The following is a 20197-nucleotide window of genomic DNA, read 5'->3' as shown; positions in this document are numbered from 1 at the left end:
TGAAATCCGGATTTACATCCTGCTGATTGCGAAAGGCCAGCAACAGGGCTATGAATAGATTAAGAATTCTGGAATCGGAGTCCGCAATGTTAAAAGTGCTTGGCCGTACTTCTTCAATCAACGTGCGCAAAGTTCTGTGGCTGTGCGCTGAACTGGATATCGCCTACGAATTAGAGCCGTGGGGCGAAGATCCCCAATCGCTTCACTCGAAAGAATTTATGGCGCTCAATCCCAATGCGCTGGTCCCGGTGATTATCGAGGACGATTTTGTGCTGTGGGAATCCAACACCATTCTGCGTTATCTGGCGAACAGCAACGGCGGCGAATGGCTCTACCCCGAAAATCCGCGCGCCCGTGCGCCAGTCGATCAATGGATGGATTGGCAAGCCACCGAACTCAACACCTCATGGCGCTATGCGTTTATGTCGCTGGTGCGCAATTCGCCGGCGCATCAGGATCCGCGTTTGCTGGCTGCGGCGGTGAAAGGCTGGACGCACACCATGAACATTCTTAACCAGCACCTAGAAAAAACCGGGCGCTACGTCGCAGGCCGTAATTTCTCGCTGGCGGATATTCCGGTGGGATTGGCGGTGAATCGCTGGTTTGAAACCCCGCTTGAACATCCAAACTTTCCGGCAGTACAAACCTATTACGAACGCCTGACCGAACGCGAGCCTTACACCACTTGGGGACGCAACGGTAAACCTTGATCCTGTCCCGGCGCGATGCCCGCTATTTCGCAGGCTAATGCGCCGGTGCGTTTCAACGCCCACGTATAACGTTCATCGAATGGATAGCAGCAGGAGAGGCGCAGCGCGTGGTTATAGCGCTCACTCATCGAATAGAGCGCACCCGGCGTGACGCAAATCTGCTCCTGCAATAGCCGATGAAACATCTCCACGGTATCCACTTTCCCCGGCAGTTCGACCCAAAACACAAAGCCGCCGCGCGGCAGGGTAGCGCGCGTACCTTGCGGAAAATGACGCGCCAGCAAGCCGCGTGCCGCATCCAGATTGCTGGCATAGCGGCGGCGCAGTGAACGCAAATGGTGATCGTAGCCGCCGCTCGCCAGAAACTCGGCCAGCGTTTCGCTCAGCAAACGCGACTCCGCCATTGATGACACCGCTTTAAGCCGCGCCACGTCTTCATGAAAACGCCCAGCGGCGGTCCAGCCAACACGAAAATCGGGTGCCACGGTTTTGGTAAAGCTGGTGCAGTAAATCACCCAGCCATCGCTATCAAAGGCTTTTACCGGTGGCGATAGCGGCCAATCGAATTGCAATTCGTCGTACAAACCATCTTCAATTAATGGAACGTGGTAAGTATTCACTAACTTCGCCAGCCGCTTCTTACTCTCTAACGGCATGACATAACCCAGCGGATTTTGCGCGCTGGGCATGGCGATCAGCGTTTGAATGCGTTTTTCCTGTAACAGCATTTCCAGCGCATCCAACGACAAGCCGTGTTGCGGATCGGTCGGGATTTCCAGCGCTTTCAGCCCCAATGACGCCAGCATCGGGAACAGGAAGAAGTAGGTCGGCGATTCTAAGCCCACGCAATCGCCGGGTTTGGTCACCGCGCGCAGCGCCAGTTGCAACGCTTCAAGACAACCGTGCGTTAGGGTGATCTCATTCGGCGGCAAGCTAATACCGTTATGCAAGCTGCGCCGCGCAATCTCCTCCCGTAAGCGCTCACTACCGGGCGGAAGCGCGTAGCGTCCGATGATGTCAGGATTCTGCCGCAGAATTGACGCAGTAATACGCGCCAAACGTGCCGCCGGATAAAAGGTGGCATCTTGCGGGCAAGCCAGCGAGATATTGGTGTAATCGGGATTATTCTGCGCGGCAAATACTTGCTCGATCAGCTCGCGCTTTTGCGTGCTGGGATCGTTTATTTTGGCCGAGATCGGTTTCACCTGGCGCGTGACAGCCGGTAGCACGCCACGCACGTAGTAACCGGATTGCGGGCGCGACTCAATCAGGCCGCGATCTTCCAGCACTTGCCAGGCATTCAGCACCGTATTGATGCTGACCTGATGCGATTGCGCCACGCGACGAATCGCCGGCAGCCGCTTACCGGGCTTTAATGTGCCTTGATGGATCGACTCGGCAAAGCTATCGACCAACTGCTGATACAGCGTTTGACCGGATGAAAGTGGAAGGGACACAAAAGCCTCCGCGCACGATGGGTACAATCAGAAATTAAGACAACTGTAACCATTACAATAGTGGTTTTGTGTCTCTGTTTCCATTGCGATGTGCGCATTAGCATAGAGTCATTATTGGTTCATCAGGAAACGCATCATGCTCGATCCCTCATTCTTCAGCTACGTCACCGTTATGTCGATCACGCCTGGCCCGAACAACTTGCTGTTGGCGACATCCGGCGTGAATTTTGGTTTTAAACGCACGCTGCCGATGCTGTTTGGCATCTTAGTGGGTTGTGCGGTGCAGATGTTGCTGGCGAGCGTGGCGCTGGATGCGTTACTGCATTGGATGGGGGCGATTCGTTTGCCGCTGACCATCGTTGGGTGCAGCTATTTGCTGTGGTTATCGTGGAAGATCTTCCGCGCCGGTGCGCCGCAACTGCGTGAACGCCCGCGTCCAATGACGCTGGTGGGCGGCATTCTGTTCCAGGCGGTCAACCCAAAAGCGTGGTTGATGGTCACCAACGTGGCGCTGATGTACGCCAACAGCAATGGCGTTATCACCGTGTTGCTCGGCTTTGCCGCCTTGAACCTGCCGTGCATTTTGATCTGGGCTGCGCTCGGCGATCGCTTACGCAACCATCTGCAAATCGCGTGGAAACGCCAGGCGTTTAATAGCTTGATGGCGCTGTCGCTGGTGGCGACCACCGGCTGGATGCTGTATGACGCGGTGTTATTAAGCTAATAGGGAATAACCCACGTTGCTCTATATTAAGTGACAACGTGGGACGCAGCTTAAATAGAATGGTTAAAGCCGGTGCAAAACAATCCCAGCTTGTTTACCCATCATTGTCAGCATTAACGCAGCTAATTCTTTATCTCCAGCATGGATTTTATGGAACAGTTTCTCAACCACGCTAATGGTTAAAAAATCAGCATTGGCTGGGAATTGTCCGTTAAATACCATGCCGCGCGAAACAAAGTCCCAACTGGCGGTGGTTTCTGTCTCCACAATGGCTTCATCAACTCTCTCGACTAATGCATCAATATAGCGCGGGATTTTTTTCTTAATATAAGCTTGGTCGATTTCGGAAATTTTTGGTTCCATCGTCATGCTCACTGTTTTAATGATGAAGGTTTTATTCTTGATGCCAGCGAATCAAATCTTGTTTAAGCAAGGTTAAGCCGATCGCCACCACCATAATATCTTTGAGGATAAAACTGTCGATCGTGCCTAACTGTGGCAACAAACTTAACGTCACCAAGCCGGTTAGGATGATCATCGCAGCACCCGCAGCGCCCGCCATCGGGTTTTTAAATCCCAGCAGCAGAAGCACCACGGTGGTTAATTCGACTCCGCCGAGAAAATAGCTGGTGCCATGCAGTCCCAGCACCTGATTAAAGATATTGAGCCATGTTGCGGTGATAATTGGCGTCAAGGCCTGCACTTCAAATTCAAACCACTTCGCAATGCCAAAAAACAGGAAAATAACAATCAGAGATAAACGCAGGGCAATAATGTCTTTTTTGTTGAGGAAGTTAATGGCGCAAGATAAATAACTGTATTTAGCTGTCATCGCAATGACCTCATTATTTATTAGGAAACATTTGATGCTGACAAATACGATGGCATCAATTCGCCTAACCAAGAGTACGCGAAGCCAGCTAAATCATTTTTATACGGAATTAGCATTCAAATAAAAAAATAATAAAATATAATCAATGATGTGATTAATAATCGACTGATAAAGAAGGGAACTAAGTGATGAATTGGGTCGCCAATAATGGCGACCCGGATTGGGATTACGTTTTTACTTTCCCACCACGTGCGCCGTTTCGCGCGCTTCATCGTTGGCGGCATCAGGCGTAATCACTGGCTCGTAGTCGAGTTGCAACACGCGGCTGGTATCGGCCAGCACTTTTTCGGTCAGTGCGACGTCGCCATTCAGCTTACGGCCCCACGATGGGATCACCATGCGGATTTTGGTCTGCCATTCTGGTGAACGCATCTGCTCTGGGAAGGCTTTGGCCATCAGTTCGAGCATAATGGGTGCGGCAGTCGATGCGCCCGGTGATGCGCCCAGCAGTGCGGAAATGGTGCCATCTTCCGAGGTCACCACTTCGGTGCCCAGACGCAGTACGCCGCCTTCTTTGGCGTCGTTTTTGATGATCTGCACACGCTGGCCCGCGGTGACTAAACGCCAATCTTCTTGCTGCGCCTGAGGAACATAAGCGCGCAGGGCTTCCATGCGGTCGTCATCGCTTTGCAGCACCTGATCAACCAGATATTTCACCAGGTCAAAACTCTTCAGGCCAACTTGCAACATCGGTTTCAGGTTGCTGCCATTCATCGCGCCGAACATATCCAGCAGCGAGCCTTGCTTGAGGAATTTGGTGGAGAAGGTGGCGAACGGGCCAAACAGCAGCACTTGTTTACCATCCAGCACGCGGGTATCAACGTGTGGCACCGACATCGGCGGCGCGCCCACGCTGGCTTTGCCATACACTTTCGCCATGTGCTGCTGTACGATTTCTGGATTTTCCGTCACCAGGAATGAACCGCCAACCGGGAAACCGGCATAGCCTTTCACTTCTGGAATGCCGGATTTTTGCAGCAATGGCAACGCCGCGCCGCCCGCACCAATAAACAGCTGGCGTGTGGTCAGCAGGCGGTTTTCACCGCTAGCCAGATTGTGCAGCGTGACCTGCCAACGACCATCGCTCAGGCGTTTGATATCACGCACTTCCTGACGCAGACGCAGGCGGAAATTGGCTTTCTTCTCTAATGAGGCGATCAGCTGACGCGTCACTTCACCGAAGTTCACGTCGGTGCCCATTTCGGTCCAGGTGGCAGCGACTTTCTGTTTGCTGTCACGACCATTCATCACCAGCGGAATCCACTGGGTGATTTGCTGGCGATCTTCGGAATAGTTCATGCCGCGGAACAGGGTGCTTTTCTGCAACGCCTGGAACCGCTTGCGCAGGAATTCAACGTTATCGTCGCCCCAGACGAAACTCATGTGCGGCGTACTGTGGATAAAGCTTTTAGGATTGCGCAGGTTGCCTTTCTGAACGTGATAAGCCCAGAACTGGCGAGAAATCTGGAACGATTCGTTAATCGCTACCGCTTTGGCGATATCGATGCTGCCGTCGGCTTTTTGCGGCGTGTAGTTGAGCTCGGCCAGCGCAGCGTGACCGGTTCCGGCGTTGTTCCAGCCATTAGAGGATTCCACCGCCACTTCATCGAGGCGTTCAACCATCTCAATTGACCAGTCCGGCTCAAGATCTTGCAGCCATGCGCCCAGGGTCGCACTCATCACGCCTGCGCCAATCAGCAGTACGTCGACGTCTTTTCGTTCCTGAAGGTTTGCGCTTTCCTTGCCAGCGGCGGCCAGCGCCAGATTTACCGCAGTAGTACTCATGAGGCGACATCTCCTCTCTCTGTTGACCTGAAGCTCAACAGGTTCGCAGGCGAAATAGCCGCGCTTCTTTCGAGCGCGTGGCGCTATCTCTCAAAGGTTAAGACTCAGGTATAAGTCATGGGGACGATAACGGTTAACTGCACGTTATACATATGCATCCGAATATAACATTCTCGTATCGGAATTAAACGTTTGTTTATTTTTTAAAGGCGGAAATGATTCAGCATAAGAATTAATCAGCTCAACCTTGTTGCCATAAGGGATTTTTATCTCTTAATCAGACGCTTATGGTAATGCAGTTGTTGCTAGATTGTGAGTGATATGACAGGTTAAGAATTGGGCTAGTGAGGTGCGTCACAAAATAATATCATGATATTTAAGATTTTTATCTAAATTGATAATTGATGCGGATTTTATGTTGCCTGATATTTCACCCGTTTGTGTAAAACTAATGTTACATTTTTGTGGTTAAGATTTTGGGCGTGACGCGGCGTGCTCTTCAGAGGAAAAATGCATCACCGCGTGGAAGAGGATTAACGTGAGCGACGACGCCAGAGAAAACGAATAACGAAGAATTCAATTGCGCCCAGCAGCAAAAACCACAAACTGAAGACGATGGTATACAGCTGATTAACATCCATCAGATGCAGACTTTCTTGCAGTTTTTTTGCCAGCTCAATACCAAATGAGGGCGCAGGCAGCAGCAGGGCAGAAAGAAAGCCCAGCAGCAAGATGCCGCCTGGAATGATCAGCGTTTCAAACGGGTTATTCATCGTTAAATTTCCTATCAGTGAGCGCGGGCATTAGCGCATAAAACGCCGCTGCGGTGCAATCCCCGTACCAGACCAGTCTCAGAAAATTCTTCTATTCCATTCACTTAGCGTCAAAAATAGCGGAAGTTAAGAGTTATAGCCTTTGCTATACTTAAATCCCTGATTTTACTGTCTTTTTTTTGGCGATTTTGCGTGTTAGACTGCGCGCACTTTTTCATTACTGAACAATAAATGCGGAGAAGTAGCAGCTTAACCGCCTGTTCCGCAGCATTGATTGAAAACCCATGACTTTTATTGCAACCCTGATTCTGGCCTTTGGTATGTCGATGGACGCTTTCGCCGCCGCACTGGGCAAAGGCGCGTCACTGCATCGCCCAGGCATAAAAGAAGCGCTGCGTACTGGCCTTATTTTTGGTGTCATCGAAATGCTGACGCCATTGATTGGTTGGGCGATTGGCCTAGCTGCCAGCCGCTACATTATGGCGTGGGATCATTGGGTGGCTTTCGGCCTGTTAACCGTGCTGGGCGTGCGTATGGTAATGGAAGGTTTCCGTCAAACCGCGGATGAGCCTTGTGAAGCGCCGCAGCGTCACGGTTTTATGGTGCTGGCATTAACCGCCGTGGCGACCAGCCTTGATGCGCTGGCCGTCGGTGTCGGCCTGGCCTTCTTGCAGGTCAATATTATTCTTACCGCGGTGACCATCGGTGCCGCCACCACCATTATGGCGACCACCGGCGTATTGGTTGGACGTTTCATCGGCCCGGTAATGGGCAAATGGGCCGAAGTGCTGGGCGGCGTGGTGTTAATCAGCATCGGCTGCACCATTCTCAGCGAGCATTTAGGCTGGATTAGCTAAGGCAACGCCTTAAACCTTATCGGATGCCCGCACCTTTCGTAGCGGCGCAATTTATTGCGCAATATTGCTGCGGGCACGATGTTAAGGTCAAAACAACGCGATAAATCGCGCCGCTACAAACCCCTTCATTTTGTGATCTACTTCAAAAATAATTGCGGTAAAAACGCACATTCGTTATACTTTTTGCGTATTTCTTCAACAATTTTTGAACCAGGTGCCTTATGAAACGCTTTTTCCGTTACGTGTTCCGTTCTTATGTTGAAACGTTCAAACACGTACCGCCAGGCGCGATGAACTAATTCACGCCACAGAATACCCTCGATAATCGCGGTCATGGATCGACCGGTGGTTATCAACCGTTTTCTTATCTCTCCCGCCTCAAATGTTACAAAAATCCCTCTAACCGCTTGATTTAGCTCTCCAGCCATCACTTTTCGATCTGACTATAGCCTGCGGTTATACCCTATAATCAAACAAGCATTCGTCACCCTTTCTGCTGCGTGAAATAGTCGATTCAGGCCCTATAACTTGTCTGAAACGAGAAACATCATGCTGATCCCACAACCCTATTTACTCTTTCTTGGCGATGTAACCGATCCACTGGCAGCGAAAACCGCGCGCGGTATTCAGGTCTGGCGACCAGAGCAGTGCGTCGGCGAAATCAAATTGCCGGGCTGCACCGTGAGCCTGGGTTTAGATGAACTCGACATTGCCGCCGCCAAAGCGCGCGGTGCCAAAACCTTGGTGCTCGGCACCGCCAATGCCGGTGGCTATCTGCCAACCCATTGGCTCGATACGGTAAAAAGCGCCATCGCGGCGGGCATGAACGTTGCCAGCGGTTTGCACCATCGCTTGGTCGATGAGCCAGAGCTGGTGGCATTAGCCAAAGAGTTTGGCGTTGAGCTGTTCGACCTGCGCCACATGCGTCCAAAACTCAACGTTGGCAGCGGCAAAAAGCGCGAAGGTAAGCGTGTACTCACTGTCGGCACCGATTGCTCAGTGGGCAAGATGTACACCTCGCTGGCGCTGGAAGCGGCGATGCGTGAACGCGGCATGAAAGCCGATTTCCGTGCCACCGGCCAAACCGGCATTTTGGTGGCAGGCGAAGGTATTGCGATTGATGCGGTGATTGCCGACTTCATCGCCGGTGCCGCTGAAGCGTTGTCGCCAGCTAACGATGCCGATCATTGGGATATCGTTGAAGGCCAGGGTTCGCTGTTCCATCCTTCTTATGCGGGCGTCAGCATGGGCCTGATTCACGGTGCGCAGCCACATTGGCTAGTGATGTGCCACGAAATGGGCCGTCCACATATGCGCCATCTGCCGCATCAGCCAATGGTCAGCCTGAAAGATTGCGTGGAAGCCAATCTGCGCGCGGCGCACGTCACCAGCGATAACGTGCAGCTGGCCGGTTTCGCCATCAACACCTCGAATTACAGCGAAGACGAAGCACGCGCTTACTGCGCCGAAATCAGCGCTGAATTCGGCGTGCCCGCTACCGATCCGGTGCGTTTCGGCATTGCTGATATCGCCGCCTTGTTGCAGGAGCGTGGCTAATATGCGGCGCATGCAGATTGAAGTGCTGGAGCTGCCGCTGGCGCGTCCGTTTGCCATTTCGCGTGGCACGCGCACCGCGGTGACGGTGATTCGTGTCACGCTGGAGCAAAACGGTTTTATTGGTCGCGGCGAATGCACACCCACGCCGCGTTACGATGAAACGCCGGAAAGCGTCAACGCCGAACTGGAAGCGCTGCGCGCCGACATCGAAGCGGGTTTGAGCCGTCTCGATCTGCAAAGCCGTTTGCCTGCCGGTTCAGCGCGTAATGCGCTGGACTGCGCGCTGTGGCGTCTTGATGCCGCGCTGGCTAAGCAAACCATTTGGCAGCAAAGCCAGCGTGTTGCGCCGGAATCGGTAATCACTGCCGAAACGCTCAGCCTCGATTCCATCGAAAACATGGCCGCCGCCGCTGCCGACGCAGTATCACGCGGTGCCATCCTGCTGAAAATCAAACTCAATCGCGACGAGATTCTGGAGAAAGTCGCCGCGATCCGCGCCGCCGCACCGCGCGCCACCTTGATCATTGATGCCAATGAAGCCTGGTCGGGCGTGGATTTGCCGAGCCTGCTCAACGCGCTGGTCAGCTACAACATTGCCATGGTCGAGCAGCCATTGCCTGCTGGTCAGGATCAGGAGTTGCAGCGCTTTGCCCATCCGATTCCGGTGTGCGCCGATGAAAGCTGCCACACGCGTGAGGACATCGCGCAGCTGCGTAATCGCTACGAGATGATCAACATCAAGCTGGATAAATGCGGCGGGTTAACCGAGGCGCTGGCGATGGTGATCGATGCGCAAAAGCTCGACATGCGTTTGATGGTGGGCTGCATGCTCGGTTCTTCGCTGGCGATGGAAGCCGCGCTGCCCGTGGCGATTGCCGCCGAACATGTCGATCTCGATGGCCCGATTTGGTTGGCCGCCGATAGCTCGCCCTTCCTTTCTTACGCTCAAGGCCGAATCTGGCTGTAACCCGCACGCGGAGCAACGATGACGGACACTTTACTTACACCCAACGCCGCCAGCGTTGCCGGTTCAGCGCCGGTGCTCGCGATTCAGGATCTTAGCGTCAGTTTTCGTGGCCGCAGCGGCGAAAATCAGGCGTTAAAAGGCATCAGTTTTTCGATTAATCAGGGCGAAATCGTCGCGGTGGTCGGCGAAAGTGGCTCAGGAAAATCGGTCACTTCATTGGCGGTGATGGGCTTGCTGGCGGCTTCTGGCCGCATCGATCGCGGCACTATGCAGTTCCGCGATCGCCAGGGCAGCACGCATCAATTGGCGAACCTGAATGAAAATCAGCGCCGCGCCCTGCGTGGACGTGAAATGGCGATGATTTTCCAGGAGCCGATGACCTCGCTCAATCCGGTATTGCGCGTCGGCGATCAGCTCACTGAAGCGCTGCGTGATCACCAAATTTGCGACAAAAATCAGGCCGACGCGCGGGCGCGTGAACTGCTGCGTCAGGTCCGCATCGCCGATGTTGATCGGGTGATGAAAAGCTACCCGCATTCCCTTTCCGGCGGCATGCGCCAGCGCGTGATGATTGCTCAGGCGCTGGCCTGCGATCCACAGTTGTTAATCGCCGACGAACCGACCACCGCGCTGGATGTCACGGTGCAAGCGCGCATTCTGCACATCCTGCGTGACCTGCAACGTGAGAAGCAGATGGCGGTGCTGTTCATCACCCACGACATGGGCGTGGTGGCGGAAATTGCCGATCGCGTGGTGGTGATGCTGCGCGGTGAAGTGGTTGAGCAGGGCACAGTGAACGAAATTTTCAACGCGCCGCAGCATGCCTATACCAAAGCGTTGCTGGCGGCGGTGCCGAAACTTGGCGACATGCGTGAACGCGCGTGGCCGCAGCGTTTTCCGCTGCTCGGTAGCCAAATCAGTCACGACAGTGAACAACGCACCGCGCGTTACGACGAAACGCCGCTGCTGGATGTACGCGGCCTGAAAGTCTATTACCCGGTGCGCAGCGGCATCTTCTCGGCGCTGACGCATCAAGTGCACGCGGTGGAGCAGATCGATTTCAGTCTGTGGCCGGGCGAAACGCTGGCGATTGTTGGCGAAAGCGGCTGCGGAAAATCCACCACTGGCCGTGCGTTGATGCGGCTGATCAAAAGCCAGGCCGACAGCATTCATTTCCAGGGCAGCGAAATCGCCAATTTAAAAGAGGCCGAGTTCCAGCCGCTGCGTCGTGAAATCCAGATGGTGTTTCAGGATCCGTACGCCTCGCTCAATCCGCGTCTCACCGTTGGTTTTACCATTGCCGAGCCGCTGTTGCTGCACGGCATGGTCAAGTCGCTGGAAGAAGCCTCGCCACAGGTTGATGCATTACTAAAAAGCGTTGGATTACTGCCGGAGCATGCGCAGCGCTATCCACACGAATTCTCTGGTGGCCAGCGTCAACGCATCGCCATTGCGCGCGCCATGGCGCTGAAACCCAAAGTGATTATTGCCGATGAAGCGGTTTCTGCGCTCGACGTGTCGATTCAGGCGCAGGTGGTTAACCTGATGATGGATCTGCAACAGCAAACTGGCGTGGCGTGGATTTTCATCTCCCACGACATGGCGGTGGTTGAGCGCATCGCCAATCGCGTGGCGGTGATGTATCTCGGCCAAATTGTTGAGCTGGGGCCGCGCCAGTCGGTGTTCAACCAACCGCAACATCCATATACCCAACGTCTGCTGGCCTCGGTGCCGGTAGCCGATCCTCAGAACCGTCAACCCCGCACCTTTGAAGAGGGCGAGATTCCTTCGCCGCTGCGCAAAGTGGGAGAAACGGTCGTTAAACCGCGTTATCGCCAGGTTGCTCCGCAACACTGGGTCGCTGATTTTGTTTCGCGCTAACCCTCAATACCAGGAGATTTCATGAACCCGATTTTTCGCCGTACTGCGCTTGCGCTGGGATTGACCCTTTCGTTGGCTGCCGCTGCTCAGGCGCAGGATCTGCGCATTTCGATGTATGCCGATATCACCGGCCTCGATCCGCACGATACTTCAGATAACGTCAGCTATTCGGTGCAGAGCGGCATCTTTGAGCGCCTGTTCCAGTTCGATGCGCAGATGAAGTTGCAGCCGTGGCTGGCAACCAGTTACACCAGCAACGACAGCGCCACTGAATTCACCTTAACGCTGCGCAAAGGTGTGATGTTCCAGGACGGCACGCCATTTGATGCCAACGCGGTGAAAGCCAACCTTGATCGCCTCGCCGATCAGAAAAAAGGCCTCAAGCGCAACAGCCTGTACAAGATGATTGACAAGGTGACGGTGCTGGCAGCGGATCAGGTGAAAATCGAGTTGAACCAATCATTTGGTGCATTCATCAACACCCTTGCGCATCCGTCGGCGGTGATGTGGAGCCCAGCGATTCTGGCGCAGTATCCTGATGAAGCGCAGCTGCGTTTGCATCCGGTCGGCACCGGCCCGTTCAAGTTCGTATCCTGGCAGCCAGGCAAAGCGGTCAGCTTGACCAAATATGACGGCTACTGGCAGCAAGGTTGGCCGAAGGTCGATAACGTCACCTTCTCGCCAAGCCCGGAAGATGCCACGCGCGTTGCCGCGCTGAAATCCGGTCAGCTGGATGCGATCTGGCCGCTGCCATCGGATCTGATCGCCACGGTGCAGAGTGACAGCAAATTGGCGATCCAGCGCGATCCCAGCATTTATCTCTATTACATGGCGATCAACACCCAGCACAAACCGCTGAATGATGTGCGCGTGCGTCAGGCGATCAACTACGCCATCGATCGCGATCTGTGGCTGAAAGTGGCGTTTGCCGGCATGGGCAAACCGGCGTCTTCGGCGATGCCAGAAGGCGTACAGTTCTACCAGAAGCAAAGTGCGCCGAACTATCACTACGCGCCGGATCAAGCCAAAGCGTTGCTGAAAGAAGCCGGTTACCCGAACGGCCTCGACCTGAAATTGTGGGTGACTAATGCCACCGCCAGCGTCCGTGCGGCACAGGTGCTAAAAGCCCAACTGGCGACCGTCGGCATTCGCGCCACCGTTACGCCAATGGATTCCGGCACGCGTAACGCCAAATTGTGGGGCGTAAAAGACCCGAAAGAGGCGGAATTCGATCTCTATTACGGCGGCTGGTCAACCTCAACCGGTGATGCCGACTGGGCGCTGCGCCCGCTGTACGCCACCGAATCCTGGGTGCCGACTTCGTATAACGTTTCGTACTTCAGCAATGCCGATGCCGACAAAGCCATCGCCGGAGGTTTAGCTACCGCCGATCCGACCAAGCGCGGTGCCGCTTATGCCGACGCACAGAAAGTGTTGTGGCAAGAGGCGCCAGTTGCGTTCCTCGGCACGCCAGACAACCTGGTGGGCAAACGCAGCACTTTAAGCGGCGTGTCGATGCTGCCAGATGGCAACTTCTTGTATACCCAAGCGGCGTTTAAATAATTCCCTCACCCTAACCCTCTCCCACAAGTGGGAGAGGGGATGAATAGGTGAAAGGTCAACGTCCTCTCTCGCCTGGAGGGGCACTGTCTGCTCCCTCTCCCACGTGTGGGAGAGGGCTGGGGTGAGGGCCAGCGAGCATCATCCCAAAAAACCAAGGAACCGCATGTTCGCATACATCATTCGCCGATTGCTGGAGATGATCCCAGTACTGCTGGTGGTCTCGCTGCTGGTCTTCGGCTTCATCAAATTGCTGCCCGGCGATCCGGCGCGCATCTACGCCGGACCGGATGCGCCTTTGGCCGCAGTCGAAGCGGCGCGTCAGCATCTTGGTCTCAACGATCCGCTGCCGCAGCAATACATCAACTGGATCGGTGGCTTACTGCGCGGCGATCTCGGTATCACTTATCGCACCCAGCAACCGGTGCTTGAGGTGATCAAACAAGGCTTTATGCCGACGATGTGGCTGGCGCTGGCCGGTTTTGCCTGGTCGGTGCTGCTCGGCTTATTCCTTGGCGTATTTGCCGCCTTGAAACGCGGCAAATGGCAGGACTGGACATTGATGAGCGTCGCCGTCGGCGGCATCTCCATGCCAACTTTTTGGCTCGGCCTGCTGCTGATCCAGTTCGTCGCCATGCCGTTTGGCCTGTTCTCAGTCAGTGGTTTCAATCAGCCCAGCGACATCGTGTTGCCCGCCATCACGCTCGGTTCTTCGGTCGCGGCGGTGATGGCGCGCTTCACCCGCTCGGCGTTTCTTGAAGTGGCGCAGGAAGATTACGTGCGCACCGCCAAAGCCAAGGGGCTGCGCAATCGGTTGGTGACGTGGAAACATGTCATGCGTAACGCGTTGATCCCGGTGATCACCATGCTCGGTTTGCAGTTTGGTTTCCTGCTCGGCGGATCGATCGTCGTGGAAAGCGTCTTCAACTGGCCGGGACTGGGTTGGCTGCTGATCGAGTCGATCAAAGCGCAGGATCAGCCGGTGATCCAGGCGCTGGTGATGCTGTTCGTGTTTGAATTTATCGTGATCAACTTGCTGGTTGATCTGCTGTACGCGGTGGTTAATCCCGCGATCCGCTTGCGACAGGAGCCGTGATGAGTCTGCAATCTTTGCCTGCCCAAACGCAGGAGGCGATCCGTTCGCCGTGGCGCGATTTCCTGCACGCGCTGGTGCGCAATCCGCTGGCGTTGGTCTCTGGCGGCTTTGTGTTGTTGCTGGTGCTGGTGGCGATATTCGCCCCGTGGCTGGCGCCGTGGGATCCGATGGCGCCGGACTGGATGGCGCTGTCATCGCCGCCGTCCAGCACGCACTGGATGGGCACTGACGAACTCGGTCGCGACCTGTTCAGCCGCATCATTTTTGGCGCACGTATTTCACTGTATGTCGGCGTATTGTCGGTGACGCTCGGCATGGTGGTTGGCGTGCTGCTCGGTCTGCTGGCGGGTTATTACGGTCGCTGGGTTGATATGCTGATCATGCGCGGCTCCGACGTGCTGTTCGCGTTTCCCGGCATGCTGCTAGCGATTGCGGTGGTGGCGATTCTCGGCCCAGGTTTGAATAACGTCATCATTGCGGTGGCGATCTTCAGCGTGCCGGTGTTTGCCCGCATCGTACGTGCTTCTACCTTATCGTTGAAGCAAGCGGCTTACGTCGAAGCGGTGCGCTGTGCCGGTGCGCCAGATCGCGTGATTCTGCTGCGCCATATTCTGCCGGGCACGTTGTCGAACGTGATTGTCTATTTCACTATGCGTATAGGCACCAGTATTCTCACTGCTGCTGGGCTGAGTTTTATCGGCCTTGGCCCGGAACCCGATGTGCCGGAGTGGGGCAATATTCTGGCGATGAGCCGTAGCATGATGATGGCGGGTTTATGGCACGTCAGCGTGTTTCCTGGTCTGGCGATCTTTATTACCGTGCTGGCGTTTAACCTGCTGGGTGATGCACTGCGCGACACGCTCGATCCCAAACTAAAGAGCTAAGCATGGACTTTCAACAAATGCAGCGCGATCTGTTGCTGCAACGCTGGCGCAGCGAGCGCCAGCTAGGACAACCGCGCAGCGCCTGCGGTGCCACCAATCGCATCAGCGATGTGCCGGGCGTGCGCGTCGGCCATCACACGCTGGATCAGGGTGACATCCAAACTGGTGTTACCGCGATTGTGCCACCGGGCGACAACCTGTTTACCCACCCGTTGCCGTGTGCAGCAGCGGTATTCAACGGTTTTGCCAAGCCGGTGGGATTGGTGCAAGTCGAAGAGTTAGGCGTGCTGCAAACGCCGATTTTACTCAGCAACACGCTGGCGGTCGGCACGCTGTTTACCACGCTGGTGCGCGACGCCATCAGCCGCAACAGCGAATTGGGTCGCAGCTTGCCGACGGTTAACCCGCTGGCGCTGGAGTGCAACGACGGCTGGCTCAACGACATTCAGGCGCTGGCGATCACCGAAGCCATGGCGCAACAGGCGCTGGACAATGCCGCGCCAGATTTTGATCGCGGCAGCGTCGGTGCGGGGCGCGGCATGAGTTGTTTCAGCCTTAAAGGCGGCATTGGCAGCGCATCACGCGTGATTCCCTCGCTGAACGCCACGTTGGGCGTGTTAGTGCTGGCGAACTTTGGTGCGTTAACCGCGCTGACGCTGGATGGCGTGCGCCTTGGCGAAATGATCGCGCCGCTGCTACCAGAACTGACGCCGCAGCGCGATGCCGGTTCCATCATCATCATCATGGCCACGGATGCAGCGCTCGATGCACGTCAACTCAAGCGCATCGCCAAACGCGCCGGTGCCGGTTTGGGCCGTTTAGGCAGCTATTGGGGCCACGGTTCTGGCGACATCGCGGTGGCGTTTTCCACCCAGCCACAACCGCAACCGCCTGAAGACTCGGCGCTGGAACCGCTACTCGCTGCTGCCGCCGACGCCACCGAACACGCGGTGCTGGATGCTTTGCTGAGCGCTGAAGCCGTTAGCGGTTTCCGCGGACATCATCGCCCGTCATTAACTGAAGTGTTGGACAAATTAATCTGATGAAAATCTTTATCTCTGCCGACATCGAAGGCATCGCGGGCGTGATGCGTCCGGAACAGTGTTCACCTGGTCACGCGGAATACCAGCTGGCGCGCGGATTAATGGAACAGGAAGTCAATGCTGCCATCGACGGCGCATTTGCCGGTGGCGCAACTGAAGTGGTGGTCGCCGATAGCCACGCGCAAATGACCAACCTGCGCGCGGAAAATATCGATCCGCGTGCGCGCATGGTGCAAGGCAAACCGCGTGGTTTATCGATGGTCGAAGGCATTGAACAACAGCCGTTTGATGGCCTGTTTTTTATCGGTTATCACAGCGCGGCGGGTGAACCGGGTGTGCTGGCGCACACCATTAATGGCCGCGCCTTCTGGAGAATCCACATCAACGGCAAAGTGATGGGCGAAAGCGATATCTACGCGGCGGCGGCAGCTGAACAGGGTACGCCGCTGTGGTTGGTGAGCGGTGACGATCAGCTGCAAGGCTGGATTGCCGAGCATTATCCGTCGGTGGATTACGTTTGCGTGAAGCGCGCGATTTCTCATACCTGTGCCGAATCGATCAGTCCGCAAGCGGCGCAAAACGCCATCCGCGCGGCCGCTACCGCTGCGGTAAAACGTGCGCGACAAGTCAGCACCACGCGTTTGAGCGCGCCGTACGAGATGGCGCTACAAGCCAGCAAACCGGTGCTGGCTGATTTGTTCAGCCTGATTCCCGGCGTCACGCGCATTGATGCGGTGACGGTCGGCTATCGCGCCGACAACATGAACACATTGATTAGCCTGCTCAGCGCCTTTTCCTATCTGGCGAGCACGCAGTCTTAAATCGTAAGGTCGCCATTGATGGTGACCGCTAATTCAGCAGGTCGGTCCGCATTTCCTGCTGGTATTTGGTAACCTGCGCGCAATTTAGCTATAACAACGAGGCAGTCATGCAGCTCTGCAGTTTTTATCTTATTGACCAGGAAAGAAAAAGTTACGGTATCGTATTGGAAGAGGGCGTGATTGATATCGGCGCTCGTCTCGGCGCAGAGTGCCCGGATCTGAAAACTTTGCTGCAACGCGGCGGTTTACGCGATCTCGACGCTTTCATTTCGCAGCCGATTGATCATCCCTTCAGCGCCATTCGCTTCCTGCCGGTGGTGGAAAATCCCGGCAAAGTGTTCTGTGTTGGCATGAACTACGCCGACAAACGCAAAGAGTTCGCCGAGACCATTGAAGCGCCAACCTTATTTGTGCGATTTGCTGATTCTCTGGCGGCGCACCAACAGCCACTGCTGAAACCGGCGACCACGCAAGAATTTGATTACGAAGGCGAGTTAGCGGTGATCATCGGCAAAGATGCCTATCAGGTGAAAGCGGCTGATGCGCTGCAACACGTTGCCGGTTACAGCTGCTTTATGGATGCCACGGTGCGCGACATGCAGTTTACCTGGTTCACCGCCGGTAAAAACTGGCAGCAGACCGGCGGTTTTGGGCCGTGGATGACTACCGCCGATGAAATCCCCGATCCGCAGCAGTTGGCGATCAAAACCTGGCTCAATCAGCGCGAAGTGCAGAACGATACTACCGCCAGCATGGTGCATCCGGTGGCGAAGATCATCGAGTACATTTCTGCTTTCAGCCCACTGTCGCCGGGCGATGTGATCATCACCGGTTCACCGGGCGGCGTCGGTAAAAAACGCACGCCGCCGTTGTTTATGTTCCCCGGCGATGAGATTGAAGTGGAAATCGAGAAGATCGGCCGTTTACAGCATAAAATTGCCTAACGCGTAAATCTCACCACGCGGCTGCGGTTAAGCAGCAGCCGCAGCGACTCGCCTTCACGCGCGATCACGAACCGCTTCTCCCACGGGCCATCTTGCGCGGTGGCTAATAGGCGATCGCCGCCCAGCGACTGCAAGGTTGCGCGAATCGCTGCCGGGCCGATGCCCATCACTAAACGCTCGCCCTCAATCTCCAATTCGCTGCGCCATTCTGCGGCGAACCAACGTCCTTGCAGATGATCGAGGCTGGCTTGATCGGGCTGCACCGGCACAAAACGCCGCACCGCATGACCAATCTCACCGACAATCGCCGCGCCAGCGTGACGTAGCTGCATCGGGAAGGTGCTGGAAAGCGACACCGCATCGCCGTGGCTATCGTCGCGCCATAAGGTTTCGCCCGCGCCCAGCCAGGTGGCGGTAACGCCTTTGATCTCTAGCCAATCGGCATCGTGTTCCGCCACGTACAGGCCAGGCGTCAAATCATGGCCTTTCTGCGGCAATTCACGATTAAGCAGCGCCGCCATCACGCGTAACGCGCTTTCTGAGGTGGTGACGTCCTCGCGATTCGCCACCAACGCCACGCCGAGTTTTAACTCTGGATGCAGCAGGAAATAGCTTTTATAGCCAGCATGTGAACCGCCGTGGCCGAACAGCGTCTGGCTGCCCAGCATCGAGCTGGCGAGGCCCAAACCGTAGCCGCTGGTACGCCCATCGTTGAGATTGCGCGGCGCGCTCAGGCGCTGCAACACACCTGCGCCCGGCCCGCTATCGGCCAGCAAACTTTGCAGCCAGCGCGTCAGATGATTGAGGCTGCCAGTGACACTACCTGAGGCCGAAAGATGCAATCCGGCGCTGGAAAGCTGCCAGTTTTCGCCATTTTGCCAATATCCCGGCACCAAACCCGGCACGATGTCGAACCAGCTATCCGGCGCAATCAGGTTGATATCCAGCGGATCGCAGATGTACTGCTGCAACAGATCGTTGAAGCCAACACCTTTGGCTTTCAGCGCTTCTTCCACCAGGCGATAACCAGTATTGGTGTAAGAAATCTCGCTGCCTGGCGGGTAATTGAGTTCATCTTCACGCGCCATAAAGTCCAGCAAATCTTCGGCGCTGGTGGCGTTGTACACCGACAATCCCAGCAGCGACAACGATTCACGTAGATCCGGTAAACCGCTACTCATATCTAGCGCCTGGCCGACAGTAATCTGCCCGTTAGCGCCAGTGAGCTGCGGCAGATGTTGTGCCAGCGTATCGTCGAGTTGCAGGTAGCGACGGCCCGGCCCGGTGACCAGCGCGGCAAACAGATGCTTAGTAATCGAGGCGAAACGTACCACGCTGTCAGCGCTGAACGGCGTTTGCTGCGCCAGATCGGCCAGGCCAGCGCAATGGGTTGAGTGAATCTGCTGCGCATCAAACACAATCATCGCACCACCCGGCGCGCCAGGCTGCTGCCAGCTGTCGGTAATCTGTTGTGCGACATCCGCGGCGCGTTGCCAGTTTGCGCTCATGCCGGTTCCTCCAGCGTCATGCTGAGATCGAAAAGTTGGGCGGTATGCGGATGCTGAATGCGCCTGGCGCGCAGATCGTCGGCGCTGAGTTGCTCCACCATCTCGCCATGCTGCATCACGCCAATGCGCTGACACAGATGCGTTACCACCGCGAGGTTATGCGTCACCATAATGTAGGTGAGTTTGCGCTCGCTGCGTAGATCGCTGAGTAAATTCAGGATTTCTGCCTGCACCGAAACATCCAGCGCCGAAGTGGGTTCGTCGAGCAGCAGCACTTCCGGTTCGGCAATCAGGGCGCGCGCAATCGCCACTCGCTGACGTTGACCGCCGGAAAGCTGATGCGGATAGCGGAAGCGCACAGACGCGGGCAAACCGACTTCGCTGAGCGCCTGGCTGATGCGTTGTTCGGCGCGATCCATCTGATGCACCAAAAGCGGCTCATGCAGAATACGGTCAATAGTTTGGCGCGGATGCAGCGAACCAAACGGGTCCTGAAATACCATTTGCACCTGGCGGAAGAAGGCGCGGCTGCGTTTCGCGCCAAGTTGCATGCCGCCAAACAGCATATTGCCGTGCCAGTCGGCATTCAGCCCGGCCAGCGCGCGCAGAATGGTGGATTTGCCGGAGCCGCTTTCGCCGACCAGGCCAAAGCTTTCGCCGTTGCCAACCGCAAAGCTGACATCCTTCACCACCGTGTGCGCACCAAAGGCGATGCGCAGATTATCGATTTGAATCATA

At 55.7% G+C, this 20197-nt stretch carries 20 protein-coding genes; 12 read left to right on the top strand and 8 right to left on the bottom strand.

The annotated features are described in order from the left end of the window. Nucleotides 1-86: 86 nt before the first annotated feature. A complete protein-coding gene (locus ABDW13_RS06810; RefSeq protein ID WP_343551724.1) occupies nt 87-710 on the top strand; it encodes a glutathione S-transferase in 624 nt (207 codons plus the stop codon). Here the strand turns inward: ABDW13_RS06810 and ABDW13_RS06805 are convergent. After that, the gene (locus tag ABDW13_RS06805) at nt 677-2167 is read right to left on the bottom strand and encodes a PLP-dependent aminotransferase family protein (protein WP_343551723.1); all 1491 of its coding nucleotides are present in this window, start codon (nt 2165-2167) and stop codon (nt 677-679) included. The two genes, ABDW13_RS06810 and ABDW13_RS06805, sit on opposite strands and share 34 nt — an antisense overlap. 136 nt (nt 2168-2303) lie before the next feature. On the opposite strand from ABDW13_RS06805, the gene ABDW13_RS06800 reads away from it, so the two are divergent. Beyond that, nucleotides 2304-2891, top strand: coding sequence for a LysE family translocator (locus tag ABDW13_RS06800; RefSeq protein ID WP_343551722.1), 588 nt, complete (start codon nt 2304-2306; stop codon nt 2889-2891). Nucleotides 2892-2954: 63 nt separating this feature from the next. On the opposite strand, the gene ABDW13_RS06795 is transcribed toward ABDW13_RS06800, so the two are convergent. From ABDW13_RS06795 to ABDW13_RS06780, 4 genes are all read right to left on the bottom strand, one after another. Beyond that, entirely contained in the window at nt 2955-3254 is a 300-nt protein-coding gene (locus ABDW13_RS06795) for a hypothetical protein (protein WP_343551721.1), read from the bottom strand. A 31-nt stretch (nt 3255-3285) separates the two neighbouring features. Further along, on the bottom strand, nt 3286-3723 hold the full coding sequence (locus ABDW13_RS06790; protein ID WP_343551720.1) for a DUF417 family protein: 438 nt from the start codon (nt 3721-3723) through the stop codon (nt 3286-3288). Between the two features lie 234 nt (nt 3724-3957). Beyond that, complete coding sequence (gene mqo, locus ABDW13_RS06785) at nt 3958-5568, bottom strand: malate dehydrogenase (quinone) (protein WP_343551719.1); 1611 nt, start codon at nt 5566-5568, stop codon at nt 3958-3960. A 533-nt stretch (nt 5569-6101) separates the two neighbouring features. Next, nucleotides 6102-6341 carry a DUF1158 domain-containing protein gene (locus ABDW13_RS06780; protein ID WP_343551718.1) on the bottom strand — a complete coding sequence of 80 codons (240 nt, stop codon included), beginning with the start codon at nt 6339-6341 and terminating at the stop codon, nt 6102-6104. 284 nt (nt 6342-6625) lie between these two features. On the opposite strand from ABDW13_RS06780, the gene mntP reads away from it, so the two are divergent. Further along, a complete protein-coding gene (mntP, locus tag ABDW13_RS06775) occupies nt 6626-7198 on the top strand; it encodes a manganese efflux pump MntP (protein WP_343551717.1) in 573 nt (190 codons plus the stop codon). A 137-nt stretch (nt 7199-7335) separates the two neighbouring features. Here mntP and ABDW13_RS06770 read toward each other — a convergent pair whose 3' ends face one another. Beyond that, nucleotides 7336-7626 carry a hypothetical protein gene (locus tag ABDW13_RS06770; protein WP_343551716.1) on the bottom strand — a complete coding sequence of 97 codons (291 nt, stop codon included), beginning with the start codon at nt 7624-7626 and terminating at the stop codon, nt 7336-7338. 121 nt (nt 7627-7747) lie between these two features. Here ABDW13_RS06770 and dgcN point away from each other — a divergent pair, with 121 nt between their 5' ends. The 9 genes from dgcN to ABDW13_RS06725 all read left to right on the top strand — a co-directional run bounded on the left by dgcN (nt 7748) and on the right by ABDW13_RS06725 (nt 17951). Continuing rightward, complete coding sequence (dgcN, locus tag ABDW13_RS06765; protein WP_343551745.1) at nt 7748-8755, top strand: N-acetyltransferase DgcN; 1008 nt, start codon at nt 7748-7750, stop codon at nt 8753-8755. A gap of 1 nt (nt 8756) precedes the next feature. Then, entirely contained in the window at nt 8757-9722 is a 966-nt protein-coding gene (gene dgcA / locus ABDW13_RS06760) for an N-acetyl-D-Glu racemase DgcA (protein ID WP_343551715.1), read from the top strand. 18 nt (nt 9723-9740) lie between these two features. Next, on the top strand, nt 9741-11603 hold the full coding sequence (locus tag ABDW13_RS06755) for an ABC transporter ATP-binding protein (RefSeq protein ID WP_343551714.1): 1863 nt from the start codon (nt 9741-9743) through the stop codon (nt 11601-11603). Between the two features lie 21 nt (nt 11604-11624). Beyond that, nucleotides 11625-13166: a glutathione ABC transporter substrate-binding protein gene (locus tag ABDW13_RS06750; RefSeq protein ID WP_343551713.1), complete on the top strand. Its 1542-nt coding sequence runs from the start codon at nt 11625-11627 to the stop codon at nt 13164-13166. 163 nt (nt 13167-13329) lie between these two features. Further along, the gene (locus ABDW13_RS06745) at nt 13330-14259 is read left to right on the top strand and encodes an ABC transporter permease subunit (protein WP_343551712.1); all 930 of its coding nucleotides are present in this window, start codon (nt 13330-13332) and stop codon (nt 14257-14259) included. Then, on the top strand, nt 14259-15143 hold the full coding sequence (locus ABDW13_RS06740; RefSeq protein ID WP_343551711.1) for an ABC transporter permease subunit: 885 nt from the start codon (nt 14259-14261) through the stop codon (nt 15141-15143). Before ABDW13_RS06745 ends, ABDW13_RS06740 begins: the two co-directional genes overlap by 1 nt. A gap of 2 nt (nt 15144-15145) precedes the next feature. Next, nucleotides 15146-16186 carry a P1 family peptidase gene (locus ABDW13_RS06735; protein ID WP_343551710.1) on the top strand — a complete coding sequence of 347 codons (1041 nt, stop codon included), beginning with the start codon at nt 15146-15148 and terminating at the stop codon, nt 16184-16186. Next, complete coding sequence (locus ABDW13_RS06730; RefSeq protein ID WP_343551709.1) at nt 16186-17007, top strand: M55 family metallopeptidase; 822 nt, start codon at nt 16186-16188, stop codon at nt 17005-17007. Before ABDW13_RS06735 ends, ABDW13_RS06730 begins: the two co-directional genes overlap by 1 nt. A gap of 107 nt (nt 17008-17114) precedes the next feature. Then, complete coding sequence (locus ABDW13_RS06725) at nt 17115-17951, top strand: fumarylacetoacetate hydrolase family protein (protein ID WP_343551708.1); 837 nt, start codon at nt 17115-17117, stop codon at nt 17949-17951. Here ABDW13_RS06725 and ABDW13_RS06720 read toward each other — a convergent pair. Next, complete coding sequence (locus ABDW13_RS06720) at nt 17948-19459, bottom strand: serine hydrolase domain-containing protein (RefSeq protein ID WP_343551707.1); 1512 nt, start codon at nt 19457-19459, stop codon at nt 17948-17950. The two genes, ABDW13_RS06725 and ABDW13_RS06720, sit on opposite strands and share 4 nt — an antisense overlap. After that, nucleotides 19456-20196, bottom strand: coding sequence for an ABC transporter ATP-binding protein (locus ABDW13_RS06715; protein WP_343551706.1), 741 nt, complete (start codon nt 20194-20196; stop codon nt 19456-19458). The genes ABDW13_RS06720 and ABDW13_RS06715 overlap by 4 nt, the downstream gene beginning before the upstream one ends. Nucleotide 20197 lies beyond the last annotated feature (1 nt).

The organism is Pantoea sp. (genome assembly GCF_039594315.1).
Classification (GTDB): domain Bacteria; phylum Pseudomonadota; class Gammaproteobacteria; order Enterobacterales; family Enterobacteriaceae; genus Pantoea.
Note: the sequence above shows the minus strand (reverse complement) of the source record. Positions and strands in the feature narration are given on the sequence as shown.

Excerpts from the sequence above, each read along its gene's own strand:
- ABDW13_RS06715 (WP_343551706.1), bottom strand. The coding sequence starts at position 20,196 with ATGATTCAAATCGATAATCTGCGCATCGCCTTTGGTGCGCACACGGTG.
- ABDW13_RS06720 (WP_343551707.1), bottom strand. The coding sequence starts at position 19,459 with ATGAGCGCAAACTGGCAACGCGCCGCGGATGTCGCACAACAGATTACC.
- ABDW13_RS06740 (WP_343551711.1), top strand. The coding sequence starts at position 14,259 with ATGAGTCTGCAATCTTTGCCTGCCCAAACGCAGGAGGCGATCCGTTCG.
- mntP (WP_343551717.1), top strand. The coding sequence starts at position 6,626 with ATGACTTTTATTGCAACCCTGATTCTGGCCTTTGGTATGTCGATGGAC.
- ABDW13_RS06795 (WP_343551721.1), bottom strand. The coding sequence starts at position 3,254 with ATGGAACCAAAAATTTCCGAAATCGACCAAGCTTATATTAAGAAAAAA.
- ABDW13_RS06780 (WP_343551718.1), bottom strand. The coding sequence starts at position 6,341 with ATGAATAACCCGTTTGAAACGCTGATCATTCCAGGCGGCATCTTGCTG.
- ABDW13_RS06735 (WP_343551710.1), top strand. The coding sequence starts at position 15,146 with ATGGACTTTCAACAAATGCAGCGCGATCTGTTGCTGCAACGCTGGCGC.
- ABDW13_RS06750 (WP_343551713.1), top strand. The coding sequence starts at position 11,625 with ATGAACCCGATTTTTCGCCGTACTGCGCTTGCGCTGGGATTGACCCTT.
- dgcA (WP_343551715.1), top strand. The coding sequence starts at position 8,757 with ATGCGGCGCATGCAGATTGAAGTGCTGGAGCTGCCGCTGGCGCGTCCG.
- ABDW13_RS06745 (WP_343551712.1), top strand. The coding sequence starts at position 13,330 with ATGTTCGCATACATCATTCGCCGATTGCTGGAGATGATCCCAGTACTG.
- ABDW13_RS06770 (WP_343551716.1), bottom strand. The coding sequence starts at position 7,626 with ATGGCTGGAGAGCTAAATCAAGCGGTTAGAGGGATTTTTGTAACATTT.
- ABDW13_RS06725 (WP_343551708.1), top strand. The coding sequence starts at position 17,115 with ATGCAGCTCTGCAGTTTTTATCTTATTGACCAGGAAAGAAAAAGTTAC.
- ABDW13_RS06790 (WP_343551720.1), bottom strand. The coding sequence starts at position 3,723 with ATGACAGCTAAATACAGTTATTTATCTTGCGCCATTAACTTCCTCAAC.
- ABDW13_RS06800 (WP_343551722.1), top strand. The coding sequence starts at position 2,304 with ATGCTCGATCCCTCATTCTTCAGCTACGTCACCGTTATGTCGATCACG.
- dgcN (WP_343551745.1), top strand. The coding sequence starts at position 7,748 with ATGCTGATCCCACAACCCTATTTACTCTTTCTTGGCGATGTAACCGAT.
- mqo (WP_343551719.1), bottom strand. The coding sequence starts at position 5,568 with ATGAGTACTACTGCGGTAAATCTGGCGCTGGCCGCCGCTGGCAAGGAA.
- ABDW13_RS06755 (WP_343551714.1), top strand. The coding sequence starts at position 9,741 with ATGACGGACACTTTACTTACACCCAACGCCGCCAGCGTTGCCGGTTCA.
- ABDW13_RS06730 (WP_343551709.1), top strand. The coding sequence starts at position 16,186 with ATGAAAATCTTTATCTCTGCCGACATCGAAGGCATCGCGGGCGTGATG.
- ABDW13_RS06810 (WP_343551724.1), top strand. The coding sequence starts at position 87 with ATGTTAAAAGTGCTTGGCCGTACTTCTTCAATCAACGTGCGCAAAGTT.